The organism is Acinetobacter sp. 161(2023) (assembly GCF_037027805.1).
In the GTDB taxonomy this organism is placed as follows: Bacteria; Pseudomonadota; Gammaproteobacteria; order Pseudomonadales; family Moraxellaceae; genus Acinetobacter.
The window spans coordinates 42,891-62,817 of sequence record NZ_JAZEYD010000018.1; the positions used below are offsets into that span (position 1 = coordinate 42,891).

27 protein-coding genes and 2 pseudogenes are annotated in these 19,927 nt (G+C 33.4%); 22 read left to right on the top strand and 7 right to left on the bottom strand.

Annotated features, from left to right (window positions below; translation table 11 throughout):
* The first annotated feature begins 186 nt into the window (after positions 1–186).
* The 4 genes from WA249_RS16485 (at position 187) to WA249_RS16500 (ending at position 2,973) form a co-directional block, all read left to right on the top strand.
* On the top strand, positions 187–873 hold the full coding sequence (locus WA249_RS16485) for a glutathione S-transferase family protein (RefSeq protein ID WP_336170308.1): 687 nt from the start codon (positions 187–189) through the stop codon (positions 871–873).
* A 7-nt stretch (positions 874–880) separates the two neighbouring features.
* Positions 881–1,642, top strand: a complete 762-nt coding sequence (locus WA249_RS16490; RefSeq protein ID WP_336170310.1) for an SDR family NAD(P)-dependent oxidoreductase — start codon at positions 881–883, stop codon at positions 1,640–1,642.
* 11 nt (positions 1,643–1,653) lie between these two features.
* Complete coding sequence (locus WA249_RS16495; protein WP_336170312.1) at positions 1,654–2,337, top strand: SDR family NAD(P)-dependent oxidoreductase; 684 nt, start codon at positions 1,654–1,656, stop codon at positions 2,335–2,337.
* A gap of 78 nt (positions 2,338–2,415) precedes the next feature.
* Positions 2,416–2,973 carry a chorismate mutase gene (locus tag WA249_RS16500; RefSeq protein WP_336170314.1) on the top strand — a complete coding sequence of 186 codons (558 nt, stop codon included), beginning with the start codon at positions 2,416–2,418 and terminating at the stop codon, positions 2,971–2,973.
* A 155-nt stretch (positions 2,974–3,128) separates the two neighbouring features.
* Here WA249_RS16500 and WA249_RS16505 read toward each other — a convergent pair whose 3' ends face one another.
* Positions 3,129–3,746: a LysE family translocator gene (locus tag WA249_RS16505; protein ID WP_336170316.1), complete on the bottom strand. Its 618-nt coding sequence runs from the start codon at positions 3,744–3,746 to the stop codon at positions 3,129–3,131.
* Between the two features lie 73 nt (positions 3,747–3,819).
* Positions 3,820–4,650: a sugar phosphate isomerase/epimerase family protein gene (locus WA249_RS16510; RefSeq protein ID WP_336170318.1), complete on the bottom strand. Its 831-nt coding sequence runs from the start codon at positions 4,648–4,650 to the stop codon at positions 3,820–3,822.
* 1,372 nt (positions 4,651–6,022) lie between these two features.
* Here WA249_RS16510 and WA249_RS16515 point away from each other — a divergent pair.
* The gene (locus WA249_RS16515) at positions 6,023–6,577 is read left to right on the top strand and encodes a TetR/AcrR family transcriptional regulator (RefSeq protein WP_336170322.1); all 555 of its coding nucleotides are present in this window, start codon (positions 6,023–6,025) and stop codon (positions 6,575–6,577) included.
* Positions 6,578–6,645: 68 nt separating this feature from the next.
* Here the strand turns inward: WA249_RS16515 and WA249_RS16520 are convergent, their stop codons facing one another.
* The gene (locus tag WA249_RS16520; protein WP_336170324.1) at positions 6,646–7,167 is read right to left on the bottom strand and encodes a hypothetical protein; all 522 of its coding nucleotides are present in this window, start codon (positions 7,165–7,167) and stop codon (positions 6,646–6,648) included.
* A gap of 310 nt (positions 7,168–7,477) precedes the next feature.
* On the opposite strand from WA249_RS16520, the gene WA249_RS16525 reads away from it, so the two are divergent.
* The 5 genes from WA249_RS16525 (at position 7,478) to WA249_RS16545 (ending at position 10,039) form a co-directional block, all read left to right on the top strand.
* Positions 7,478–7,702 carry a hypothetical protein gene (locus tag WA249_RS16525; RefSeq protein ID WP_336170326.1) on the top strand — a complete coding sequence of 75 codons (225 nt, stop codon included), beginning with the start codon at positions 7,478–7,480 and terminating at the stop codon, positions 7,700–7,702.
* A gap of 148 nt (positions 7,703–7,850) precedes the next feature.
* Positions 7,851–8,225: a cell envelope integrity protein TolA gene (locus WA249_RS16530; RefSeq protein WP_336170328.1), complete on the top strand. Its 375-nt coding sequence runs from the start codon at positions 7,851–7,853 to the stop codon at positions 8,223–8,225.
* Between the two features lie 337 nt (positions 8,226–8,562).
* A complete protein-coding gene (locus tag WA249_RS16535; RefSeq protein WP_004791647.1) occupies positions 8,563–8,763 on the top strand; it encodes a hypothetical protein in 201 nt (66 codons plus the stop codon).
* 184 nt (positions 8,764–8,947) lie between these two features.
* Complete coding sequence (locus WA249_RS16540; protein WP_336170331.1) at positions 8,948–9,457, top strand: hotdog fold domain-containing protein; 510 nt, start codon at positions 8,948–8,950, stop codon at positions 9,455–9,457.
* Positions 9,458–9,472: 15 nt separating this feature from the next.
* Positions 9,473–10,039 carry a lysozyme gene (locus tag WA249_RS16545; protein ID WP_336170332.1) on the top strand — a complete coding sequence of 189 codons (567 nt, stop codon included), beginning with the start codon at positions 9,473–9,475 and terminating at the stop codon, positions 10,037–10,039.
* Between the two features lie 92 nt (positions 10,040–10,131).
* Here WA249_RS16545 and WA249_RS16550 read toward each other — a convergent pair whose 3' ends face one another.
* Positions 10,132–10,548 (bottom strand): carboxymuconolactone decarboxylase family protein, encoded by a 417-nt coding sequence (locus WA249_RS16550; protein ID WP_336170334.1) that lies wholly within the window; start codon positions 10,546–10,548, stop codon positions 10,132–10,134.
* A gap of 110 nt (positions 10,549–10,658) precedes the next feature.
* Here WA249_RS16550 and WA249_RS16555 point away from each other — a divergent pair, with 110 nt between their 5' ends.
* From WA249_RS16555 to WA249_RS16580, 6 genes and pseudogenes are all read left to right on the top strand, one after another.
* Positions 10,659–10,976 carry a winged helix-turn-helix transcriptional regulator gene (locus WA249_RS16555; protein WP_336170336.1) on the top strand — a complete coding sequence of 106 codons (318 nt, stop codon included), beginning with the start codon at positions 10,659–10,661 and terminating at the stop codon, positions 10,974–10,976.
* A gap of 494 nt (positions 10,977–11,470) precedes the next feature.
* On the top strand, positions 11,471–11,734 hold the full coding sequence (locus WA249_RS16560) for a hypothetical protein (RefSeq protein WP_336170338.1): 264 nt from the start codon (positions 11,471–11,473) through the stop codon (positions 11,732–11,734).
* 67 nt (positions 11,735–11,801) lie between these two features.
* Positions 11,802–11,945 (top strand): annotated as a pseudogene (locus WA249_RS16565) (LysR family transcriptional regulator); the annotation flags it as partial.
* A 152-nt stretch (positions 11,946–12,097) separates the two neighbouring features.
* Positions 12,098–12,229 (top strand): hypothetical protein, encoded by a 132-nt coding sequence (locus WA249_RS16570; protein ID WP_004643213.1) that lies wholly within the window; start codon positions 12,098–12,100, stop codon positions 12,227–12,229.
* Between the two features lie 273 nt (positions 12,230–12,502).
* Positions 12,503–12,790, top strand: coding sequence for a hypothetical protein (locus tag WA249_RS16575; RefSeq protein ID WP_336170340.1), 288 nt, complete (start codon positions 12,503–12,505; stop codon positions 12,788–12,790).
* A gap of 249 nt (positions 12,791–13,039) precedes the next feature.
* A complete protein-coding gene (locus WA249_RS16580) occupies positions 13,040–13,402 on the top strand; it encodes a NirD/YgiW/YdeI family stress tolerance protein (RefSeq protein ID WP_336170342.1) in 363 nt (120 codons plus the stop codon).
* Between the two features lie 92 nt (positions 13,403–13,494).
* Here the strand turns inward: WA249_RS16580 and WA249_RS16585 are convergent, their stop codons facing one another.
* The gene (locus WA249_RS16585; protein WP_336170344.1) at positions 13,495–14,001 is read right to left on the bottom strand and encodes a GNAT family N-acetyltransferase; all 507 of its coding nucleotides are present in this window, start codon (positions 13,999–14,001) and stop codon (positions 13,495–13,497) included.
* Positions 14,002–14,385: 384 nt separating this feature from the next.
* Here WA249_RS16585 and WA249_RS16590 point away from each other — a divergent pair, with 384 nt between their 5' ends.
* From WA249_RS16590 to WA249_RS16595, 3 genes and pseudogenes are all read left to right on the top strand, one after another.
* On the top strand, positions 14,386–15,498 hold the full coding sequence (locus WA249_RS16590; protein WP_336170346.1) for an OmpW/AlkL family protein: 1,113 nt from the start codon (positions 14,386–14,388) through the stop codon (positions 15,496–15,498).
* Positions 15,499–15,547: 49 nt separating this feature from the next.
* Positions 15,548–15,658, top strand: a pseudogene (locus tag WA249_RS18980) (hypothetical protein); the annotation flags it as partial.
* Positions 15,659–15,668: 10 nt separating this feature from the next.
* Complete coding sequence (locus WA249_RS16595; protein WP_336170348.1) at positions 15,669–16,097, top strand: DNA breaking-rejoining protein; 429 nt, start codon at positions 15,669–15,671, stop codon at positions 16,095–16,097.
* Positions 16,098–16,165: 68 nt separating this feature from the next.
* On the opposite strand, the gene WA249_RS16600 is transcribed toward WA249_RS16595, so the two are convergent.
* A complete protein-coding gene (locus WA249_RS16600) occupies positions 16,166–17,752 on the bottom strand; it encodes an ATP-binding cassette domain-containing protein (RefSeq protein WP_336170350.1) in 1,587 nt (528 codons plus the stop codon).
* A 257-nt stretch (positions 17,753–18,009) separates the two neighbouring features.
* Positions 18,010–18,453, bottom strand: coding sequence for a universal stress protein (locus WA249_RS16605; RefSeq protein WP_336170352.1), 444 nt, complete (start codon positions 18,451–18,453; stop codon positions 18,010–18,012).
* A 164-nt stretch (positions 18,454–18,617) separates the two neighbouring features.
* Between WA249_RS16605 and WA249_RS16610 the strand changes: the two genes are divergently transcribed.
* The 3 genes from WA249_RS16610 to WA249_RS16620 all read left to right on the top strand — a co-directional run bounded on the left by WA249_RS16610 (position 18,618) and on the right by WA249_RS16620 (position 19,923).
* Positions 18,618–18,845: a hypothetical protein gene (locus tag WA249_RS16610; RefSeq protein WP_336170354.1), complete on the top strand. Its 228-nt coding sequence runs from the start codon at positions 18,618–18,620 to the stop codon at positions 18,843–18,845.
* Positions 18,846–19,021: 176 nt separating this feature from the next.
* Positions 19,022–19,195: a hypothetical protein gene (locus WA249_RS16615; protein ID WP_336170356.1), complete on the top strand. Its 174-nt coding sequence runs from the start codon at positions 19,022–19,024 to the stop codon at positions 19,193–19,195.
* 284 nt (positions 19,196–19,479) lie between these two features.
* Complete coding sequence (locus WA249_RS16620) at positions 19,480–19,923, top strand: RDD family protein (RefSeq protein ID WP_336170358.1); 444 nt, start codon at positions 19,480–19,482, stop codon at positions 19,921–19,923.
* The last annotated feature ends 4 nt before the right edge of the window (positions 19,924–19,927 follow it).

Below are 19,927 nucleotides of genomic sequence, written 5' to 3' on the forward strand. Positions count from 1 at the left end.
CGTAATTTTAATTGTATTCATTAAAAATAGCTGAACATAAAACGATATAAATCAAATAATTTTGGCATTTTGAAACTTATTCGTCATCAAAAATAGTTTGACTTAAAAATACATACTGTATATTTATTGATTAGTTCTAAAAAAGAACTAGTGAGCTAAACAGGCAATTAAAATAAAGGTGAACAAATGTCGGATATTATTTTGCATCAATGGGAAATTTCCCCATTTTGTCAGAAAGTTTCAAGAATCTTGAAATTTAAAGGAATTTCATTTGAAACAGTTAACTATAATGGCATTCTGGGAGCTAAGGTCCCTTTACTCAGTAAAGTGGGTAAAGTACCTGTAATTGACCATAATGGACAGCGAATACAAGACAGTACCCGAATTGCTCGCTACCTAGAAGAAACTTATCCAGATACACCACGGCTTTATCCAGAAGATCCAAATCAAAAGGCACTTGCAGAGTTGTGGGAAGACTGGGCAGATGAATCTCTCTATTTTTATGAAGTCTATTTACGCGTCAATGACCCAGATGCGTTAGAAGAAGCAATTCGCATTAGCAGTATTGGCCGCCCAGCGTATGAAAGACCAATGGTAAAAGGATTTATTTTAGCCGAGTTAAAAACACAGCTCTTCTTTCAAGGTTTAGGCCGAATGAAAGCTGAAAATGTTGAAGCGGAGTTTAGAAGACACCTTGACCGTATCGAACAAGTTTTATCGCAAAGTGAATGGTTAGTTGGAGACTCTCAGACAATTGCCGACATTGCTGTGGTCGCTCAACTTGGTGAAGTGGTTCGCACAAGCAAAAAATTTGGTAAAGAAATTTTGGATCGTCCGTTTATTGCTTTATGGTATAAAAAACAAACAGGGTGAAATGACCATGACATTAGCAACACCAGATAAAAAATTAGATTGTGCAGTTGTTATTGGCGTTGGTGCATTACAAGGTATTGGCGCAGCCGTGTGCCATCGTTTTGCAAAAGAAGGTTTAAAAGTTTATGTCGCTGGGCGCACTTTCCAGAAAATTGAAGCAGTGGCTGCCGAAATTCATTCGAAAGGTGGAGACGCTGTCGCATTTCGCCTAGATGCAGAAGATATAAAGCAAGTACAAGCTTTGTTTGACACAATCACCAGTCAAAATGAGCGCATTACTGCTGTTGTTCATAATGTGGGGGGCAATATTCCCTCAATCTTTTTACGAAGTCCACTGTCGTTTTTTACGCAAATGTGGCAATCCACTTTTTTATCGGCTTATTTAGTTTCTCAAAGCTGCCTAAAAATTTTTAAAGATCAAAACCACGGTACGCTTATTTTTACAGGTGCGAGCGCTTCTTTACGCGGGAAACCTTTTTTCGCAGCTTTTACCATGGGTAAATCTGCTTTGCGGGCTTATGCACTCAATCTAGCTCAAATCTATAAAGTACAAGGCATACATATTGCTCATGTGATTATTGATGGAATGGTCGATGGCGATAGAGTAAATAAAGCATTATTTGGTCTAGGGCGGTTAGCCCGTCTTACACGTGGCACGGGTGGCCTCAATATTGATGCAATTGCAGAAAACTATTGGATGCTTTACCAACAAACGCCGAAGCTTTGGACGCATGAACTCGATTTACGCCCTTACCAAGAAAAATTTTGAGAGAGACTAAAATGCTAAAAAAAATATGTCAGAGATTTCAAAAAAAGCAGGGTTGTGTTGTCGTTGCGGGTCATGACCTACACCTGATCGAGCGCGATTTTGTAATTCTGGATAAAAACGCACAATTTCCATTACATCTTTATCAAGTTGTACATGATTCGGCTGCAAAAAAAATCCAAGTTCACTCCATCAACGATGGCGTGACAGCAATTCATTTAAACTTAGTGAATGCCGATCATTTAAAAAACTTGGTGCGTTATATTTCCAGTCAAAGACACACAATTGAACTCTGTGTGTTTCAGCCGAATTTTTCATTTTCACCCAATATTGAGGCTCTATCTTTAGAAGAGATTGAACACAATTGGCAGACCACAGGGTTAAGTGCAGTGAGTGTAGCGCAAGCTGTAATTAAACCGATGTTAAAGCAGCAGCAGGGCACAGTTATTTTTCTTGGCGCACTATTTAACAACTCGACCCATTACGATGTGTTAAGCCAAAGCATGTTTGCGGGTATTCGTGCTTTAGCTCAGTCATTAGCAAGAGAGTTTCATCCTAAAGGCATTCACATAACCTATTGCATGGTTGAAAAATGGGATGGGCAGAACCAACACTTTATTTCATCTGTTAAGCAAGTGTGCCAACACATCTATCAGCAGCCTGATTCGGCATGGAGCCAAGAACTCAGCCTATCTTGAAATTTTACTTTTGCATGTTCTTAAAATACAGTACTGATCTGAAATGACGACAGAACAATAATTTCGATAGGTATTTACATGACAAAAATTAAGAGTGCTCAGCCAGCTATTAAAGTAGCTTGTATATTGGCAGCTTTCATGTGTGTTTCTTCATTAGCGCAAGCATATCAATATGATCAAACTGCTCGTTTAATTAATGAGCGTTTATCTTATATGAAAGATGTTGCGGGTTATAAAGCAGAACAGCATTTGCCGATTGAAGATTTAACTCAAGAAAAGAAAGTTCTCGATCAATCAGTTTCAGAGGCGGAATCTTTTGGCCTAAATAGTGAAACTGTGAAGCCATTTATTGTGACTCAAATGAATGTTGCGAAGGCAATTCAATACCGATATCGCGCAGACTGGTTGTCGAGTCCAGAAACCAATTGGAAACCGCAAGATTTAGCAGAAGTACGTTTAAAAATTAGTACGCTAAATACTGAGCTTTTAAAAAATATAGCCTATGAACTCAAGAAAAATAATAACAAAGCTCCTTATAGCTGTAGCTACATGTGGTCTGTACAGCACCCTCAACTTAAAGAGGCCGATAAAAAAGCTTTATGTATGACATTAAATAAAATTAAGTTAAAACAATAGGTTTTTTAAAACGGGGTATATAAATTGCTGATTCAATCCAGATTAAATCAGCAATCTCTTCAATTTTAAGTTTGCAGCACAATAGTCGAATGTGTATTGAAACTCTTTAACTGAGAAACGCTTTTAGCTAAAAGCGTTTACAACTGTTTTTTCATTTATTGAGCAATCAGCAAAACAGCGAGAATAAAAAAGACACAACCACTGATTTTATTTAATCTGGCAAAGTTATTTCCAGACAGCATTTTTTCTTTAAAAATTGAAGAAAAATTAGCGTATACCAAGTGAATTAAGAAACCAATGAGACAAAAAGTTAAAGAAAGTATTAAAAATTGATTTATTATTTTTTCTTTTATATCAATAAATTGTGGAAATAAGGCAATAAAGAAAACAATCGTTTTTGGGTTGAGAAGTGATGCGAATAACCCTTGATAGAATAATTTAGATTTACTTACCGCTTTTTCACTTGTTTCAGTATCTAATAAATCTTGAGAAGGTGATGTTTTGATAAAGTTTCTATAGCCGAGATACATTAAATAAAATGCACCAATAAATTTTAAGACAGTGAAAATAGTGGGGTTACTGGTAATGATTAAACCAACTCCACTTGCTGAAATGACTGCGATTACAAACATGCCAATAATTAACCCAATAATTCCAAATAGGGCTGTACGTACTCCGTAATTTATTGAGTTTGTGACTGTAAATAAAACGCCTGGTCCTGGACTAGATAGCGTAAGAAAGGCAATTGTTATGAAAACTAGTAAACCACTCACTTATTATATCCTTTTAAAAATGAATTATTTAAATTAAAAAAGCCTTCTAATGTTTCTCAGAAGGCTTTTAGTTTTATGCGCTTGCCAATTCTTTAACTGAATCTAAAGTAGTTTTGTCTCTCACCTCAAAGGCAACAAGACCTTTCCAATTGTGGCGGTTAATTGTTTCGATAAAGTCAGAATAATTTACAGTGCCGCGACCAATACTAAAGTGTTGATCTTGTTCACCATTGTTATTGCTAAAAGAAATACCTTTAATTTTGTCGTGATATTTATCTACCACAGCAACTGGGTCACCTTCACCCACATTTGCATGTCCTGCATCTAAGAAGAAATAGACATTTTTGTGGTCAATTTTATTAAAAACATAATCGTATTCTTCCATGTGGGTAAACACATAATGGAAAGGACGATAGTTTTTATAATTTGATAAATTCTCCAAATAAATATCAACTGATTTTTCAGCAGCATATTCAGCTAATTCTTTAACAGATAAAATATAGTTATCGAGAGCTTTTTGTTTAGCCAATACAATTTTCTTCGGTTCTACAATACCACCACCGTGAATAACTAAAGGTGCTCCAATTTTTGCAGCAATATCAATTTCTTTTTTAACATATACAACGGCTGCTTCTCGTAAATAATCAACATCGCTACCTAATGGCGCTTTGAAGTTACCGTGGAAAATTGGTTGTACATTATATTTTTTGATTAAGCTGTTTAGATTTTCGATTCGTTCATCAGACCAGTCTGGAACCATTTCCCCATGTAAACTTCCATCCACATACCAGTGGGTGCATCCATCGTTATATGCCCTAAGGATACCTTCTTCGGCTGGTAAATATTGTTGATGAGCAATTCCAGAAGCAAAGTCTAGGTAATTATTCATTAAAGGCGAAGTCATTGTTATGTTCCTGATTTATTAAAGGTATTTGGGGTTAATTATTTATTCACTCGTTACCCAGCCGACATCTTATTTTTATTTTGGTACAAAAACATTAGACTAAAGTCTAATATATTTAAGTGGGTTACATGTATAAGTAGACAGGTCTGTATATACATAATTGATCAAAAAAATTAGGTTATATTTTTAAAAGATTCTTCACCTATTAGTTAGATATATTCAAAAATAAGTACTTTTTAATATATATAGTTACTAATTATTATTTTTTAAATTTTAAAGTTTTTTTTATTATTAGCATTATATTACAGATTTTTCTTTGTATATTTAATGGACTAATAAAAACTTTAATAGTTCGTTGGTTCGAATTATAATCATTATATAAAGAATAATATTGTTTAATAAATTGAATTATTAAATGGTAGTTTGAATTATAATCGCCATTTACTATTTTTACGGGGATAAAATGAAAATTATTTTTTTATCGATATTAGTTTTATTACAAATTAGCTTTTTAACTCAGGCTGAGGCACGAGGAAGCCGTGGGGGAGGGAAATCTTTTAGTAGTCATAGTTACTTTTCAAAGAGTAAATCATCATATGCACGAAGTAGCTATAGAGGTTCTCGTAGTGGTTCGTCTAGTAGTAGTTCTTCGGAGTGCCCTTGTAGTGGAACCAAAAATTGTGTGGGGCCGCGTGAAGACAAATATTGCACTACTTCGGATGGCAACAAACGCTATCGCTAATCAGTAAATTTAGATTTAGACGCAATATAACTCAAAAAGCTCTTGTTATTTAAAGAGCTTTTTTATAGCTAATGTTTTGATTCTTTCTTTTTGAACATTGACACCCAAAACCTCTCCGATTATTCTTTGCCTGCTGGCCACATTGCCAGTCAGCTTTTGACAGAGCTGGTACAAAAGGCGCACAACAACGTATTATTTCGTTTTGTGCGTTCTCCTAAGTCACGCCTTTATGGTGAGGCTAGGAGGGGCACGCTTGCGTGCGCTGGTTTCCTTTTGTACCAGTCTGTCAACCCTTCTAGTCTTGCCACCATTATTTGACAGTAACTGGTAAGACTCTTCTAAATCAAAAGGAGTCCGCCGTTATGCGTACTAATTCATCTCTCTCATTGGCAGTCCTTGCCGAAGTCTTTACATCCATATTATCCAACTGGCATTTAAAACGGTTTAATCGACTATAGGTTTTAACCTTTAGATCATTACGACTAAAAATCATATCAACAATAAAGCCTGAGATACATAAGGCAGGGTTTTGTGCTGCCTTAGTGTGCCTGTTTTTAGCACTCGATTTAAGAGTGGCGGCATTTTTATCTCATTTATATACAACAAAAAATTATTTTAAACGGTATGTCTATGCCAACTTTAGAAGCATCATTTAGAGCACTTCGAGTGCTGCACGTGGCAAGAAATTTATTTAATCAATATGGCTTTAATAATGTCGGTGTAGACCGAATCATTGATGAAGCTAAAATTCCCAAAGCTACTTTCTATAACGACTTTCATTCAAAAGCACGATTCATCGAGATGTGTCTCACTTTTCAAAAAGATGCGTTAAAAGATGAGGTGTTTTCGATTATCCATTCGTATCGTGAACTTATGGTGTTCGATAAATTAAAGAAAATCTTCTTTTTACATGCTGATTTAGAGGGGTTTTATCATTTACAGTTTAAAGCCATTTTTGAAATTGAAAAGGTTTATCCCACAGCCTACAAAATCGTTAGTGACTATCGGAAATGGTTCATTAAAGAAATTTATAAGCTGATTTTAACCGTAAAAGTTACCGCTACACTTGAAGACGCTTACATGTTTTTATTTGTGATTGATGGGGCAATGGTTCAGCTTTTAAGTGCAAACAAGATCGATGAAAGAGATAAGTTATTAGAATATTTTATGTCGATGCTCAATTAATTACTCATAACTCTAGATATTTAGTTTAGTCATGGTTATGAAGAAGCCCTCTAACGAGGGCTTCTAATTTATCTAAAAGAAGGTTGGTATAAGATTTTGTAGACTTTTTCTTTATATACATCATTCGAAATGACGCCTTTATCTCGCTGTTGTTTTAGCGATCTAAATTGTTGACCATGAATTTCTCTTTGAATATTCACATTATCATGATTTCTAATGTAGTAAAGGCTACGATCATGATCACTCATATTGACTGTTTCTTCAGTAGAGTAGGATGGCTGAGCTTCCTTTTCTTGATATTGTTTTGCAATTTCAAAAAAATCTACATTATGAGGAGGAGTATTAGAGTTAGAAAAGTCTTTTGATTGCCCATTAAACTTATGGTCTTGAGAACTCGCGTTCACTTCAAGCATGCTTTTATGCTTATTAAATTTAGGGCGATGATATTCTTGTTTCACTTGGAATGTATTTGTTTCAGAAAATGCTGCGGGAGAAAAAAGAATAAAATTTAAAGATAAAAAAATTAATAACAATCTATTCATTTCTTTTGAAGTCCAATTGAAATTGAGTAAATCACTGTATTGTAACATTAAAATTAAATTTTTAAAGGTTTAAGTTTTAGAGTGTTTGATCATTCGGTCAATAACAAGATGTGTGGGCGGATTTGCGCGAAGTTCTATTGAGAACTCCACATAAAAAATTATATAAGAAGAGATCTAATATCTTCAATTTTAGAGTGTTTATACATTATCCAATTTTAATATTTATCTCTTAGCAGATTTTTGCTTTTAAAAATATTTACTTTAAAATTTATTATTAAGTATTTCTAAATAGTTCTGGTGTGACAACTACAATTCAATTTGTTAAATTGTGTGGTTTTTATAACAGTGGGCGAAATTTATGAAGACATTTTTAGTTATATCTTTATTGGGTTTTGGGCTGATTGGTTGTGCTTCTTCTACATATAATTCTCAAGAAAATTATTTAAATAACGCACCGACTACTCCAGTGAATAAAGCATTTAATAGTTTTAAAACACCTAAACACGGAATTTTTACCGATCAAGATGTCTATAATATGCCAGAGAATTCAAATATGAATTTTCGTTACGAAGTCCCTTTTTAAAGAAAAATAAATGATTAATTTAAACAAAGGTAGATAAGAGCTGCTTATCACCTTTGTTGACTAGGGATAATTAATGATTAATACGGCTTTCGGGTGGTTTTTTAAATTTTAAACTGTTAAATTTAAATTATTGAAAAAGGTATTTAAAATGAAAAATTTCACTATTATTGCTTCTTTATTTTTATTAGTTGGGTGTGCGACCGGCCATAAACAAGTCACTCCTGTTCAAGTGACCGATAATAAAATTGCTTCAGAGGCTGAAAAATATAAGAAGCAATATCAAAATAAGATTTATAAAATATGGGTTATTCCCAAGTCTTCTTCAGGTATGAGTGCAAGCGTTAAAGTATTTTTAACTGACACTGGCGAAATTGAGCAAATCATCTTTTTAGATAAAGAAGAACAGAAATTTAAAACAAGTATTGAAAAAGCGATCTGGCGTGCAAGCCCATTTGCTTTGCCTTCGGACCCAGAAGTAAGAAAGCAAGCAAGAAGATTCAATATGAAATTTCAGCCGAAATAAATGAGTTCTTCTTAAGCATGAGGGAGCGAATTTAAAATTTTTAAAGTATATTAAATTTGCTCTCTAGTTTTATAAAGTGTCCAAAATAATGTGTTTAATCGCTATAAAGATTTTCTTTAAAAGAAAATGTAATATTCCATTCTTAGAAAAATAAGTCAGTTTATATCTAGCTAAATAAAATTTAAAAATTGGTATTAATTTGAAGCACCTTGAAAACAACCTGCATCTAAGATGTATCTTAAAGTGTCAGTTACACAAATGATGATTGTTTGGTGTTGAATGTAGCCGTTAATTATTTAAGCATGAAAGGACACAAGTTAAGTAAAGGATGAATCTCATGATAGATGAAGAAAAACCCTTAAATTTTGACGATGATGAAGAGCCTCTTGATTTTGCCGATGAAGAATTTATCGATGATAAAAAAGAGGATGAGTTGTATAACAGCATTACCAAAGATGGTTCGAGCGTAGATCCGGCCGATGATGGTGAGCGACACATTCGCCCTGAAGATGGCGATCCCATCGAAATTGAAGAATAATTTAAAGCCCAATTCAATATTGGGCATTTTAACATATTAGGCTTTATATTTGAGCAGTACGGTACGTTCGATGTTATTTAATCATTATCATTAATGACTCAAAAAATTGAAAACTAAGCAATGAGTGTAGAGGTGGGTACATATATATTTATTGAATGATTAATTCTCGAATTGAAGTAAAACTATGAGTAACTATATTTCTGCATTTACCAACAAAATCAAAAATAAAGCAGTTCCACCGGTCAATGATGTTCTGCTCGCGTTTAAGACTTTGAAAAATGTACCAGGCGGATTAACCCTATTATCAAAAATTGTTAGTCGAGTTGCTCCATATTTTCAGACGGTAAATCCAATTATCCAAAAATTAGATGTAGATGTATGTGAAGCCTCAATCAAAAAAAATAAATCAATTGAAAATCATATCGGGACGGTACACGTTATTGCCATATGTAATGGGCTAGAATTTGTCATGGGTGTGTTAGCTGAAGCATCAGTACCTCAACATTTAAGATGGTTACCCAAAGGCATGAGCGTAAATTATGTAGCTAAGGCAGATTCTGATATTAAATTAGTAGCAACTATTGATGACGAGTGGAAAGTTGGAGATATGCAAGTAAAAGTTAATGCTTATAGAGCTGATGGGCAGCCAGTAGTTCAAGGGTATATCACGCTTTGGGTTACAGAGAAAAAGTAAATAACAGGGCATTAAATGCAAAAAATATTGGATTATCTTCGCAAATTTTTTACTGCCAAGCCTCAGCAAAATGCAGCAAACGATCATATTGCTACAGCAACTGATCATGGTGATGAATTAATAGGCGTCGCTGTTGATGAGATGTCTCTTAGTTTGGAAGGTGTAAATCAAATCTGTAATTTTGAAGGGTTGAGACTGAGTGCCTATGATGATGGTACTGGCGTATGGACTATTGGATATGGTACGACGCGATATCCTAATGGTAAGCGTGTAAGTGAAGGAGAGCGATGCACGCTTGAACAGGCTAAAAGCTATATGCAGCATTATTTAAAGATATTTGAGCGTGCCGTAAATAGTTCTGTAAAAGTCCCTTTAAAGCAAAATCAATTCGATGCATTAGTCTCTTTAACTTATAACATTGGGGTAAGTGCCTTTAAAAACTCGACCTTACTGAAAAAGCTAAATTTAGGTGAGTACAAAGAGGCCGCGAACCAGTTTGATGTGTGGGTAAATGCAGGAGGTAAGCGTTTGCAGGGGCTGGTTAATCGCCGTGCAATTGAAAAGAAATTATTTTTATCGTGAAAATAGTGCTTTTAATTTTTATTAAACGTTGTCAAAAAAATTCATGAAAAAGCCTGACCATTCGAGGCTTTTTCATATAGCAGTTGGATGGATTAACTTTTATCACCTAAGGTGATTCTGAGTCTGTTTAATGCTCCCATGAGTGAAATGCTGGTCGTTAACTCTACAATCTCTCTTTCACTAAAATATTCGGTTAAATGAGCTTTTACAATTTCAATTTTTTCAGATAGAAAAGTGACTGCCTCTGCAAGTTCAAGAGCAAGAAATTGCTTCTTTGAAAACATATTCGAGTGTTTATAGCCCGGAATTTTATCAATGACTTCTTGGCTGAGTCCCATATCTCTTAATTCCTGAGCATGAAAAGCGCAGCAGTAGGCACAGCCGTTGATTTGTGACACATACAACTCAGCTAAAGCAACTATTTGAGGATCAATGCCTGAGGTGCGAATAGATGCATGTGCTGAGTACAAATGATTAATCGTTTTTTTAGCAACTTCTTTATATTCCATAATATGGGCCAGTCTTTTCGTGATAAAAAACTATTATTTACCACTAGGTATAGATTGTAAATTAGGCACTATTTTGTTATATAGGTATATTTTTTATACCTAATTAAACAATGAAAGATAATATTTCTGGCTGTTCTGTAGAAGAGGCCATGACCGTATTAGGTGGTCGCTGGAGAATGTTAATTATTTCTTTTCTCATCGAAAGACCGATGCGCTTTAATGAGTTAAGACGGGCAATACCTAATATTTCTCAAAGAATGTTAACTTTAGAATTACGTTTTCTTGAAGAAGAAAGGTTTATTAACAGAGAAGTTTTTGCGGAAGTTCCTGTTAAAGTTGAGTATTCTTTAACTGAAGATGGTAAAAAATTAAATTGTTTAGTCGATGTGCTAAAAGAAGTGGGCACTTGGCTAAAAATAAGAGAATAGGGGGTATTTATAGTTTTATTTACTGTGTTTAGCTCACGCCGACATCGTCTATCATCATTGATAGGATCATTTATACAAATTTTAGGCATAAAAAAAGCCTGATGCTACGAATCAGGCTTCAGTATTCATCGACAATAGGAGTTGATGAACAACACCAATCTAACAGACCTGCGCTATAAAGGCAAACCAATGGTCGACCGAACAGCTTAGATAAGTATAAGTTTTCTCAAATTATAGGCATTAAAAAAGCCCTTGCTCGAAAGCGAAGGGCTTAGTCGTTCATTGATCTAGCAATGAACTATATAAGGCTCATCTCATACTAAGTTCAGTATATCTGAAATTGAAGCAATAAAGAAGAAAACATTACGAATAAAGTAATTCTATCTTTAACCGAATCTCTACATTTAACCAATTAGTTGAAAAAAATTTCCTTAACTTAGCCAGATGGCATGTTAAGTTTTCATTAATCATAAAAATTTAGAAAGGATTAAAACATGAAATTTTCCTATCAAGATCTTGCTGGAAATAACACGGAAGTGGAGTGTGAAAGTTATATTCATATACCGTCAGGAACAGCAACAAAATCTACAGACGCTGGTAATTATCACCCTACTGAAAACTTCAGTTTCTTTAAGAAAACTGAAGCTGATTCTATGCCGATCTATCGATTTGCTATTGATCAAAATTCTAATGTTTTTAATAGTGATGAACTTCCAGCATTAGCTCAAATTGGTACGGACTGGAAAAAATTAGATTAGTTTTCTACGTAAAATAAAGCCTTTAGTCGAGGGCTTTATTTTATTTGCATGATTTATTTCTTTTTAAATATTAGGTGCAGATCATGGACTTGGGCCATTAGAGCCGATGGAGGCTGCGGTTTATCGGAGTAGAGCATCTTTAGAGTCAAAAGCTGTAGACCACCTATATGAATTACTCATTAAAACACTCAGACACTCAGTTAATGTTTAATGACCAAATTTTAAGTCGATACTTAAAGGTCAAACTAAAGAGCTTTACATTTTTGCGTTAAATCTACAAAAAAGCCTAGAAACCTATGCTGATCGTAAAACTAATAAAAAGTATTTATTAACTCACTATCTGAACAATTCATGAGGTGAAATATGACAAAAATTATGGCTACCTTGGGTTTAGCTGCCATTATTTCTTTAAGTGTGAGTGCTTGCCAAGGTGAAAACGACACAAAGCAGCAAGATAAAACAACTACTCCTCATTCAATGGACAAAGATTCATAATCCAGATGAATTTTGAAACCCATCGTAAGATGGGTTTTTTTATATCTTTTTATTTTTATCTTAAAGTGTGATTTGTAACTCACAATATTTATTTTTAATAGGGCTGTTCAAAATATGTTGACTAGTATGCTAGGTTTTAAATATATTTAAATTCAACACGAATCATTTTAAATATAACTCTATATTTAAAGTAAATTGGTTCAAATTCCATCAGATCAGAAATTTAACCTTTAAATTTGATTAGAAAAATATTAATTAATCAAGGAGGTGGGTATGGACGCTAAATTTCATTCTGAAAATGAATATGGTTTTATTCTAGATATTTTGAACACTTACATGGTGATAAAGAAGACATTAAAAAATGATCATTATCCTTATGATTCATTTGGCTATCTTCTTGCTCTTTATCAACCACTAAAAGTTTATATACCTCAAGTTCCTCATCCAAAAATTTATATTGAGGTTGGTGGAATTTCATATGACAGAATGATTGTTGGGCAAACAGAGGATGAGACAGAAGCCATAAATATTTTATTGAATTTAGGCCAACTTGTTGCTTAACAATTAAGTGATATTTTAATGCTGAGTTTAATTTACTTAAGAAACATACTTTCTTAAGTAAATTTATGACAAAACTAAAGGCTATAAAATGGCTGTTGGAAAAGAGAACTTAAAGAAATTCTTTGGTGTTTCTACCTGACATGATTAAAGAAACTCTCTCATAAGATACAAAAAAACCACAAAAGCTAAATCTATAACTTTAAAAGAATTTGTTTATATAACTAAGAACATTAAAAGTAGGTCATGGCAATGAAAAAAATATTCTTAGTAGCACTCACTGGATTTGCTTTATTGGGTAGTAATGCGGTATTGGCTAAACCCGATGCTACATTAATAAAAGAAGCGACAAAAAATGTAGTCACAGTCTCTAAAGCAAAAACTTTGGCTGATGAATCTGGAGTAACTTTGACGGGTACAATCGTAAAGCATATTGCTGGTGATCATTTTGAGTTTAAAGATGCTACGGGTTCAATTGTAATTGATGTAGATGATGACTTGTGGAAGCCTCTACAACTGAAAGCTGGAGATAAAGTGCGTGTTGTAGGAGAGGTGGATACACATCGAGTTAAGCCTACCGATATTGAAGTTTTTAAGATCGAACGTGTTAAATAAAACCAAATCATTTATATAAATATTGTTTAAAGCAAACAAAAAAGAAAACTCCTATTTTTAGGAGTTTTCTTTTGAAAGACGATAACTTTTTATTATTGCGTTGCATTAAATGCCTCATGATAACTTACATAGCCTTTAGCAATATTCCTTGAAAAACTTAAGGCTTGGAAATATTCACTTGGCACATCTGGCAAAATTAACTCAGGATAGTTTTTAAAACCAAAGCGGCTGTAATAGTTGGGATCACCTAATAAAACACATCCTTTTGCACCTAAGTTTTTTAATTTTTCTAGTGATTTATTCATCAGAAGGGAACCAATACCCAGCCCTTGTTTATCTGGATGAACGGAAATAGGGCCCAAACCATACCAACCCATTTCCCCTGAACTGATTTGAACTGGAGAAATAGCAACATGCCCAATAATAGAGCTATCTTCAACTGCCACTAGAGAAATAGTGAGTTGTCCGTGGTTTCTTAAACTATTAATAATAAAATGCTCGGTATGACTGGTGTGCTCAGCATTTTGAAAAGCTACTTTAGTTAGGTTTTCGATGGCTTCAATATCTTCAACTTGCTCATCACGAATAATAATATTCATTAAAAATTCTTCCAGATTTATTGATTAGCTATACGAGGTAACTTCTTTAGATACGCTCCCTTCGTTGGTTTTTTATTGAAATATCTATAAAGAAAATTAAATGTCTAGCTAGATTCTAATTTAAATAACTCAATAACGACAGCTAGCCCATATAAGCCTAATCTTATTTATATATTTTACCAATCGTTAAATTGTTGTTAGTTTTATTTTTGCCGTTCGTCAGAAAAATTAGATAACTATTTCATGTAATTAGTGAGATAAATTGATAGATTTATCTCAATTAATTTTGTTTAAAAAATCATAATGATTGATAAAAAAGGCAACTTGGCTATATTCCATATCTATATTGCAAAATCAGCAATATATTTCTAGGATGGAATAAAAATGAAAAAAAGAGTAATAAAAATAGCAATATTAAGTTCATTATCTGTAATCACAAGCATGAGTTATGCGCAGGAATTTAAAAGATTTTCTGTCTCTGCTGGTTGGCTACATGTAATGCCACAGGGTAAAGCTAATCCATTTAATATCAATACCGCTGTTAAAAATGGAACTGCTGCTAAAGTCGGTACTATTTCAACAACAAGCTTTTTAAATTCGGTTGATCCTAATGCCACCGAAGTAGACTTAGGAGGAGAAGTCTTTAATCAAAAGGAGTTTCTAGAGCTAGCTTTAAAAGATGAGTACATGCGAGAGATTATGCTTGATGAGAACGGAAATATTAAATCTGAAGTTTCCGGTATTGCGACGGTTCAAGGAATAGAAAACTGGCAACAAAATGATGCAGGCCTTGAGGTCGATGATGCAGATACGCTGGGATTAACCTTCAACTATTATCTAAATGATCATGTGTCTTTACAATTTATTGGCGGAATTCCACCTAAAGTTGATATTAAAGGGAAAGGCGAAATCTTAGCGCCGTTAAGTGGAGTCGCAATGTCTCCTAATGATTTGGTGAAGTATCTTTTCCCAAATGGAATTGCCTTAGGTCAAGCCATTCCGATTACTAACTTAGGAAATAAATCTAAAGCTGCATCTATTCGAGCATGGACGCCAACCATAGAAGCACAATATCAGTTTGGTAAAAGTGGGGTAAATAAGTTCAGACCCTATATTGGAGCGGGTTTAATGTACGCCCATTTTAATGATATTAAACTCAACGATGGGATTCGATCTGATTTAGTGTCTGCAGGCCATATGATTCAAAATGTGTTGGATGGCAAAGCTGGAGCAGCTTTAGACCGAAAAGAATCGAGTGGAAAAATGGTCGTTAATGTTGATGCAGATGATGCGATAGCTCCAATTTTTACTGCTGGTTTTACCTATGATTTTAATGATTCGTGGTATACGGTCGCTTCTGTGTCTTATGCAAAGTTAAGTAATAATGCACAAATTGATGTCGTCAATGAAAATACGGGAACTCGCTTAATACATGCCACAACAAAAGTTGATATTGACCCACTGATTACCTATTTAGGGGTAGGTTATCGATTCTAATATTTTTAAAAAAGGGTATCTCAAAGTTAGATAATATTTAAATCTTTGAGATACTTTGTTTGTTACTGGTTATAAAAAACCATTACTACTTATCAAAATCATACATAAAGTAAAATTTTATAAAATTTATTTTAATATAATAATCTTAAATAAATTTTGAGGATAGGAAATTGAAAACAATCATTAAAACTTTATTATTATCTACACTAATTTCAACTGCATCATTCACAGTTTTAGCTAAAAATGTTGAGCAAAAAGTTAATTTTTTACAAGGTTCCACTCACACCACATTAACTGGAAAATTTCAGGGTTATGATGATGTGAGATATAGAGTTTATGCAAAGAATGGACAAATATTAAAATTTAATATTAATAGTCTTGGCAATTTAGCCTATGTTAATATTTTTGCACCAGGTAAAAAGCCAGGTAAAGATAATGCATTATTAATTGGTTCAACTGTAGGATCTAAAGGAGAACTTACTTTACCAGTTGATGGTGATTATATTTTTCAGGTTTATCAAATGCGTAATAGTGCTCGTAAAAATAAAACTGTGAAATATAATTTAGACATCGAAATATTAAATAAAGTAAAAAAATAATGATGGATAGAATTTACTAGCTCTCAAAAGAGAACTAGTAAATTTGAAGAAAAAGACATCAATAATGATTAATCGGTTAAAGCAAAGGACTCATGAATAGCACAACTTTCAACAAAAGTTTGATCATGTGAAATGAGCAATACAGCGCCTTCATAGCTTTGAATAGCGGTAGCTAATAGTTCTCTAGATTCAATATCTAAATGATTTTCTGGTTCATCTAATAACAGCAGTTCAGGGGTAGGATGTATCTGGCTAAGCGCCAATAAGGCTACTTTGAGTTTTTCACCACCACTGAGCTGAGACAAAAGTTGTGTCCCTTTATCACCACGAATTCGAAGTTGACCTAATAGATTTCGCCATTCTAGTTCTGAAAACTCACTATTCATGTGAGTTAGATTTTCGATCACCGTCATTTCATCACATAAAAAGCTAAAGTTTTGATCCAAGTAAAAGCACTCTACAAATAAGTGAATGCTGTCACATGACTGTTTGTTTTGAGTTTGAATTGCTTTGAGTAGTGTGGATTTACCAATACCATTTTGACCGGTTACATGAATTTTTTCGGCTGCCTGTACCGCTAAATCTATGGATCTTTGCGTTCCATATTTCAGTTTAAGCCCTTTAATTCGAAGGATTTCTCCAGATTTCTTATGAAAAGTAGGGAAGACAAACTGTTGTGGCTTGACGGTTTCAAGACGCATTTTTTTGTCTGTTAAATCATTTTGACTGTTCGAAATTTGTCGTTGGTGCTGAGACTGTATGGCAGCAATACTTTGGCCTGCTTGTTCCTTTTTAAAATCAAGCAGAATTTTGGCTTGAGAATTTGATTCGCGTAATTTATTTCCAGCACGTTCACGTTTTTGAGCTTTCATTAATACTTCATGCTGCTTTTGCTTCATGTGTTTAACGTCGCGTTGGCCTTGTTGAACAGATTGCTCTAAAGCTGCAACATGAGTTTGATACTGGTCATAAAATTTTTCATAGTTTCCCGTTGTGTGATGTAAACCATGTTCATTCAAATGATAAATATGATCTATTTCATTCAACAAAGTCCGATCATGACTAATGATAAGTGCACCTGCTGGATGTTTCCTCAAATGATCAATTAACCATTTTCTAGACTCCTGATCTAGATGATTACTGGGTTCATCAAGTAATAAATAATGATCTGATTTTAAAAATAAACAGCTTAATGCCAATTTAGTTTTTTGACCTTCGCTTAGGTTTTTCACTGGAAAGTCTAAATCTGTTGGTAAACCCGCAGATTCCAATAAATTATTCCATAAGGTGGGAAGGTCCCATTTACCTTCTAACAAATCATAATCATCGAAGGTGGCAACACCTTGTTCAACTCTTTTAAAAGCGAGATAAAGATCTAAGATATCTAATGCTTGGGCTATTGTGTGTGCTGCTAAACGATGCAACTGAGGTAAATATGCATGTTTTACATGCCAAGATATTTGCCCAGATGTAAGAATTGAATCAGATTTAAGCATTTGATTTAACATTTGCATAAGCAAGGATTTGCCTTGGCCATTACGGCCAATTAGAGCAGATACTTGATGTGATTCAAGGCTAAAATTTAGTTGTTGAAACATGACTTTAGATGAAAATTCTAAAGAGAGTTGTGCTATTACACATGCCTGCTGAGTCATAAAAAACCTCATAAATACAGGATGTACAAAATAGGAAAAGTAGTTTTAAGCAGAGACGTTAAATCACAAAAAATAGTCTATTTTGCACATCAAAAAAAGAAAAAATGATGAGAAAAAGACTTACTTCATTGGCGTGACTCACGAAATTGGAAGAGTAAGAAACTATTCTAGCTGTGTTTTTGGTTAGTGTAAAATTTATGCAATCTATTTTATTAAAAAACCCAATCCAGCGATTGGGTCTTTTGCATTTAAAAAGTTTATTCTTTGACAACCAATACCTGAATTTTAGTACTGTTTAAAACATCTTGAGCAAAACTACCCAAAATAAGTTTTTGGAAGCCTTTGCGACCATGAGACCCAATCACAATCAAATCGGAACCTAAGCCTTCTACGGCTTTAAGGATGCCATCTGAAGAAATTTCACCTTGGATAATTTGAGTTTCGGCATCAATACCTTCTTCTGCACATAAAGCTTTTACTTTTGCGAGAGTTTTTTCTGCATTTGCTCGTGCTTCAACAAAATAATCTTTTACAACAGGTGAGATGTAATAAAAATCTACACCGCTAAAAGGATCTACCGCAACTAAGCTAATAACGGTCAATTTACTCCCAAATGCCTTTGCAATATGAGCTGCTTGTCTTGCTGCTGCTAAAGAAATTTCAGAACCGTCGACAGGTACAATAATATGTTGGTAATTCATGAAGTTATTCCTCTTATTTACAGTTGTTATATGTATGAAGCATTTATTAATTAAAGATTAACATAATCGATAATATTTACATGAAAATTACAAAAAATTACCGTTCATATTCCTGTCATATAGAAAACGTATAACAAAATAGTAAATGAAGGGGAGAGAGGAAGATGGCTGATTTAACAGCAAAGAAAGTTAATAAACTCATTGAAGAATTTCGTCAAACAGGTAAAGAACCCGAAAAGTTAATCATTGGCTATAAAACTTATGCCAGATTGATGACCGAAGATAAATTTGCAGAAAAAGTTGTCCCTTCACTTGAAGATTCAAAAGAACGATTATTTAAAAATTTAAAAATTAAACTTGTAACTGAAAAACATTACTTTGAAATTAAATAATTAATAAGTGTGATATTTATCACGCTTATTAATTTTTGTTAACATTTGGCAAGATCTATTAACATATTGTTTTCGAGTTAATACAAATAAGGTGTGTATTCAACATTTGAAAACAGACTTTAAGTATGAAAACGCTAGAATGAATTGCTTTTATTTTAAATAGTTGAATAAACTAAATGTTAAAATTGATGTTATTTTTATTTTATATATTCGCTATTCTAGGCTTTTTGTCTGTGCTTGGTGGAATATTAAATTTAAGCCTTTTTTTAATTATTATTGGAATAGGGTTTATAGGTGCTGCTTTTTTATTAAAAAAAGAATTTAAAATTGATGTTATGTTCTGGAAATAATGATTTGGCATGGTTTCTAATTTAATAAATATTATAAACAATAACTCAAATATGATGGTATTGTAGAATATTTAAGATTTAAATATGTTTTTATAGTTTATATTGTCTTGTTTGAAAAAAGACCTATTTATAGGTATTATAAGACTTTATTACAATTCTAAATAAAACAGAAAATTAAAAGTTAGTTTAAGTATTTAAAAATAAAAAGATTTCCTTTACGATGAAACTAAAATGAATTGATCTCTTTGGTATTAGGCATACAATAACAAAAGTGAGGTGTGCACATGACTTATAAATACGAGTATGCAGGATTTTGGCTAAGATTTGGTGCAATGATTATTGATAGCCTTATCCTTTTTTTAGCCATTATTCCAGCCGCATGGATTTTTTACCGTGGCGATTACGATCTGATATTTGCTACTGGCATGAGTGCTCAACCTCAAAATTACGGGTTTGATCTCATCATAAATTATGCTTTTCCATTTTTATATACTGTTTTATGTTGGCTGTATTTTTCAGGTACTCCAGGGAAGCGCTTAATGCGTTTAAAAGTTCTTGATGAGAAAACAGGGAATAAGTTAACTTTTATGCAATCCCTAATTCGATATATCGGTTACATTCCATCGATTTTAGTGTTTTGTATAGGTCTTTTCTGGGTAGCTTTTGATGCCAAAAAACAAGGATGGCATGACAAAATGGCGAAAACAGTTGTAGTGAGAGAGCTATAAAGCT